Source organism: Candidatus Culexarchaeum yellowstonense (genome assembly GCF_024707025.1).
Lineage (GTDB): Archaea > Thermoproteota > Methanomethylicia > Culexarchaeales > Culexarchaeaceae > Culexarchaeum.
Genome location: NZ_JANGFQ010000169.1, coordinates 1 through 5805, shown reverse-complemented (window position 1 = coordinate 5805; position 5805 = coordinate 1). Strand labels below are relative to the sequence as shown.

4 protein-coding genes are annotated in these 5805 nt (G+C 40.6%); all 4 read left to right on the top strand.

From position 1 onward, the window contains the following. The coding region (locus tag MRT15_RS10360; protein ID WP_304330037.1) for a gamma-glutamyltransferase at positions 1–578 on the top strand (578 nt) is incomplete at its 5' end. A gap of 292 nt (positions 579–870) precedes the next feature. Next, the gene (locus MRT15_RS10355; RefSeq protein ID WP_304330039.1) at positions 871–3555 is read left to right on the top strand and encodes an ABC transporter substrate-binding protein; all 2685 of its coding nucleotides are present in this window, start codon (positions 871–873) and stop codon (positions 3553–3555) included. 46 nt (positions 3556–3601) lie between these two features. Next, positions 3602–4663 (top strand): ABC transporter permease, encoded by a 1062-nt coding sequence (locus MRT15_RS10350; RefSeq protein WP_304330035.1) that lies wholly within the window; start codon positions 3602–3604, stop codon positions 4661–4663. After that, positions 4663–5805, top strand: a 1143-nt coding sequence (locus MRT15_RS10345) for an ABC transporter permease (RefSeq protein WP_304330033.1), incomplete at its 3' end; no start/stop codon positions are given. The genes MRT15_RS10350 and MRT15_RS10345, both read left to right, overlap by 1 nt.

The window sequence follows — 5805 nt, the reverse complement described above, 5'->3', positions numbered from 1 at the left end:
GCGGTAGCATTAGTGGCTCTATCCATGCATCCTTCATGGATGCTGATACAACATACTTTGCCATTGCTGATGATAAAGGATACTTAATTTCATGCATTCAAAGTGTATTCCACAATTTCGGCTCATACATCACTGAACCAACATACAACATTACATTGAATTCCCGTGGATCATCATTCACATTCCTTGATGGTCACGTCAACAGACTTGAACCTAGGAAGAAGCCTCTACACACATTATCAGCCCTACTTTTAAATTATGGTTCAAGATGGATGGCTATGGGCCTTTCAGGAGGACATTTCAGACCCCTCCTTCATGCTCAAATAGTAAATGGCATAGTGGATTACGGTTTAAACCCGCAATTGGCTATTGAAACTCCACGTTTCAGATGGGAGCTTGGGAGTGATGTTGTTGAATGTGAAAGGGGGTATAGTTTGGGCGAACTTAAAAAGTTTAAGTGTAAAATAATTGATTATCCATCAAGAATGGGTGTTGCAGCCATAGTGGAAGTTAGGGATAGATTGAAGGTTGGATATGCTGATATCCGTGGAGATGGATTACCCATAGGTTTAGAGTAGCCTTCAACTTTTCAAAAATTCGCTTCAAACATAACCCTTAATTTTCAACTTTATATTAGAGTTATTACGATTTCGGGAATCACCTTATTCTCATGGGATATACGCAAAATGAATGTTTAATGTTATTTTCCATTGAGATTCGCTAATTCCAGCGTCTTATAAATACATAAGGGGAAGAGAAGTTAACAAAAATTAACAATTAATGATAAAAATTACAATAAGTTAATTAATTTTATCGAAAAATTAATTAACTTATAGTCCAAGAATTAATGTGAGGGTGTACAAATTGAGAATGAAAGCAACTATTTTTGCAATCTTCCTTCTGATTTCAATGATGTTGCCAATGCTCATGGCAGTGGCTCCGATGGCTTATGCTCAGCAGGCGCCTAAGGGGCCGTGGGTTGATGAGGTTGACTTCTTCGTTGTAACTGAGGATGCAAAGGCATTGGATATGCTATTGAAGAATGAGATGCAAGTATACTTTAGAGATGTGAGGGATCCAGCGATATTCAAGCAAATTAAAGCTTCACCAGACTTATGGTATGCCACATCCTACGGATTATACTTTGAGTTAACATTCAACCCAGTTGGACCAGTGTTCCCTGCAACTGGTAAGCTTAACCCCTTCGCAGTTCCCAAAATTAGGGAAGCTATAAACTATTTGGTGGATAGGAAGTACATATGTGATGAGATAATGGCGGGAATGGCTGTACCAAGATATACATGCTTGACGCCAGCATTCCCAGATTATGCAAGGTATGCTGATGTCCTCAGGGATATTGAGAAGAAGTATAGCTACAATCTTGATAAGGCGAGGGAGATAATTACAGGGGAGATGTTGAAGCTTGGTGCTGAGTTGAGGGAGGGGAAGTGGTATTATAAGGGTGAGCCAGTTACAATAATCTTCTTGATTAGAGTTGAGGATCAGAGGAGGGGTATAGGTGATTATGTGGCTAGTCAGCTTGAGAAGCTTGGTTTCACAGTTGATAGGCAGTATAAGACTAGTAGGGAGGCTGCCCCCATATGGGTAAGGGGTAACCCTGCTGATGGGAAATGGCACATTTACACTGGAGGATGGATAACAACAATTGTTTCAAGGGATGAATCAGATAACTTCGGCTTCTTCTACACGCCCAGAGGGGGTATGGGGCCGCTGTGGAGTGCATATAAGCCAAGCCCCGAATTCGATTATGTGGCTGGTAAGCTGTGGGCTAGAGACTATAAAACTGTTGAGGAAAGAGATGAATTAATGCGGAAAGCTTTATACCTCTCAATGGAGGATTCCGTTAGAGTATGGCTAGTTAGCCAAATAGCTTCATGGCCTGCTAGGAAAGAGGTTTCATTGACATATGATTTGGCGGCTGGCTTCTCGGGTGCACGATTATGGCCATACACCATTAGATATACTGGTAAAGTTGGCGGCACAGTTAAAATAGCATCTACAGATATATTTGTGGATCCAGTCAACCCAGTTGCAGGTAGTAATTGGATTTATGATCACATGTACTATGATCCTCTCTCAGACCCAGCGGTGATGCCAGACCCATTCACTGGATTATATTGGCCGCAGAGGGTTAAGAGGGCGGAGGTTTACGCCCTAAAGGGGTTACCGATAGGAGTCACACTTGATTGGGTGAAGTTAAGCTTCGTTGATAACATTACTGTACCCACAGATGCTTGGTATGATTGGGATGCTGCAAAACAGGAGATAATATATGCGCCTCCAGGAACAACTGCTAAGACCAAGACGGTCATCTATTACGATGATAACATATTTGATATGAAGTATCATGATGGTAGTAAATTCTCAATAGCAGATATAGTGTTCAGCTATATTTTGACATTTGATAGGGCGAAGCCTGAAAGCCCAATATACGATGAATCCTACGTCCCATCATTCGAGGCATTTAGAGAATACTTCAAAGGTTTCAAGATAGTGAGCGTAAAACCATTGGTAATAGAGTACTATTCCGATGCTCTATACTTGGATGCTGAGTGGATAGCTGCATCTGCAGCAGGAGCATTCTATCCAGCTTATGGTCTTGGACCTGGACCATGGCATACAATTGCCATTGGGTGGTTAGCTGAAGCAGATAAGAAATTGGCATTCTCAGCTGATAAGGCTGAAGCACTTAAAGTTGAGTGGATGAGCTATATTGCTGGCCCCTCACTCCCAATATTAAAAGGCTACTTGGATAAGGCTATTGCTGATAAATTCATACCATACAAGAACGTTATGGGCAAGTATGTTACGGAGTCTGAGGCTCTGGAGAGGTATAATAATTTGAAGAAGTGGTATGAGGCGAAGGGGCATTTCCTCGTGGGTAATGGTCCATTCTACTTGGATAGGGTTGATACGACTGCCAAAATAGCTGTGATAAAGGCTTATAGGGAGTTCATAGATACTGCAGATAAATGGCTTAAGTTCTCAAAGCCAATGATACCATCAGCCACAATTACTGCAATGCCAACAATAACCCCTGGCTTATCAGTTGAAATACCCATCTCAGTAACCTTTGAAGGGCAACCTTATAAGGTGGCTGATGTTCAGTATGTTAAGTATATCATTACGAGTCCAACGACAACTCTAGTTGGAGTTGCAGAGCCTGTTAAGGATGGTGAGTGGAGGATTAAGCTTAAGTCTGAAGAAACTTCAATGCTGCCACCTGGAACTGTGGGCGTTGAGGTTATAGTGGTATCGAAGCTTGTTGGTATGCCAGTATCCACCACTGGAACGGCGAGGGTTATGAGTGTAACTGAGTATCTTATGAGTGAGATTGCTAAAGTTAGAGCTGAGTATGAAGCTAAAATCTCCGATTTAACGAAAACTGTGGGGAGTTTAGGGAAAACTGTTGATGCCTTAACTGCAAGAATTGATTCGTTAACAGCCACTGTGAATATGCTGATGGGAGTTACTGTAGTGGCCCTCATCATTGCTATAGTGGCAATAGTTCTACCATTCGTCAAGAAGAAATAAACATAAACCTTATTATTTTTTTATTCTTCCTATTTTGGTGGTATTTATGTTTCCAAAAATTGTTGGGTATGTGGTTAAGCGTGGGGTTATGCTTTTCCTCACAGTGGTTATTGCCGTCTATATTACTATTTGGATTGCAAATATGGGTGGATATGTTGATGAAATAGTTAAGGGGGATTTATATCTTTCAATATCCCAAAGTGTGCGTCAGAATCCTGCGTATAGGCATTTGAATGATACGCAGGTTAGAGAATTGGTGGATGCGTTATATGCTAATGAGTTGAAGAAGATAGGATTCGATAAACCATTCATTTATAGGAGCTTCATTTATTTGAGAGATGCCATATCACTTAATCTTGGTAGAGCATTGTGGCTGAGCAGTAATAGTGGGTCTAAGAGTGTTTATATAATTATTTCGGAGAGGTTGCCAAACACCGTACTCCTATTTACAACGACACAACTTATCTTATTCTTCATAGGCTTATTTGCTGGGCTATTCTTATCCAGGAGGTATGGAAGTATACCTGATAAATTGTCAGTTACGTTGGCACCGCTCTCCTCTCTACCGGGATGGTTCTATGGGATATTTCTGATACTCATATTTGCATCTTCCTTGAGAATATTGCCTTATGGTGGCATGGTTGATGTTCCACCACCAACGGATAGCTTATCCTATGCATTGAGTGTTCTAAAACATATGATTTTACCCGTTCTCTCATGGCTTATAGCCTATTCATTCATAAACATATATAGTAGGAGGACCTTCTTCCTAATGTTTTCAAGTGAAGACTACGTTGAGATGGCTAAGGCAAAGGGGTTACCTGAATCGCTAATACGGAGAAGGTATATTCTTAGACCAACATTACCCCCAATTATAACGGACTTTTCATTAACATTAATTGCTTCATGGATGGGTGCAATAATCACTGAGAGGGTGTTTGATTGGCCTGGTATAGGAAGTCTACTTTATTCAGCTTCAACAATGTTTGATACGCCTGTACTAGTTGGCCTCATAGTTATATACGCCTATCTATTGGCAGCAACTATTTTCACGCTTGAATTGGTATATGCCATTTTAGATCCGAGGATTAGGATGGGTGGTGTGTAGTGTCATCAAGAATTAAACGCTTTTTTGGGCAGATATACTTCTATAAGTCTGCTGTAATTGGATTGACAATTATATTCATCTTAGTGGGTGTCTCAGTGTATACTATTTTTGCAATACCATACGATAAGGCTGTAACTTTGTGGAGGGCTGGTGAGCAGCAGTGGTTGGATAATCCGCGTAATGCCCTCCCCTCATGGGTGAACATTTTCTCATCTAAGAAGTTGCCAGAAACTATAGTATTGGATACTGCTAAGCCTAGGCTTGGGGTATCTAAAGCAATAGTTCCAGTACTTGATAAATTTAGTCAAATTAGAATTGAATTCTCATTTGACTATCAGTATGATGATTTTCCAAGCGAGTTAAACATATTCTTTAAATCAAGATTTAATGTTTCAGCGCCACAATTGACCATCCATTGGGTTAAACCTAACGGTAAGGAGTACATTTTAAATACAATTATCATTTCTAGGGAGGATAGATACTATATCTCTAATGATGATAAATTGGCTGAACGTCTTAAGGGGTTGATTTCAGCGAAGATCAATAGAACTATAGGGTATGATGCGCCAGTCACATTACTACTCTTTGCAGAGGAGGATGTAAGCATACTTGATCCCGGTACGGCTAAGGTTATGAAGGGGAATTATAGGCTTTGGATGGATGGTATGGTGTTTGAAACTAATGTTGATGTGGATGCTAGTCTTGTAGTTTATGGTAAAGTTTATGGTTGGGCTGGAACTGATCATTTGAGGAGGGATTTGGGGATAGCCCTCTTGTGGGGTACGCCAATAGCATTATCCTTTGGCGTTATAGCTTCTCTCTCAATAGCGCTGATACAAATGTTTATTGGAGCTGTGAGTGCATGGTTCTTGGGGAAGGTTGATACGACAATACAGAGGGTTACTGAGATCTTCATGATCCTCCCATTCCTACCAATCCTAATAATGATATCCACATTCTATAAATTCAGTATATGGGTCCTCCTAGTAGTCGTTATTGCTCTTTCAATGTTTGGTGGTGGTGTTAAGAGTTATAGGGCTATGTTCCTACAGGTTAAGGAGTTCCCCTATGTGGAAGCTGCAAGGGCTTATGGTGCTAGCAACTTTAGGGTCATAATTCGCTATTTAATTCCCAAAATTCTG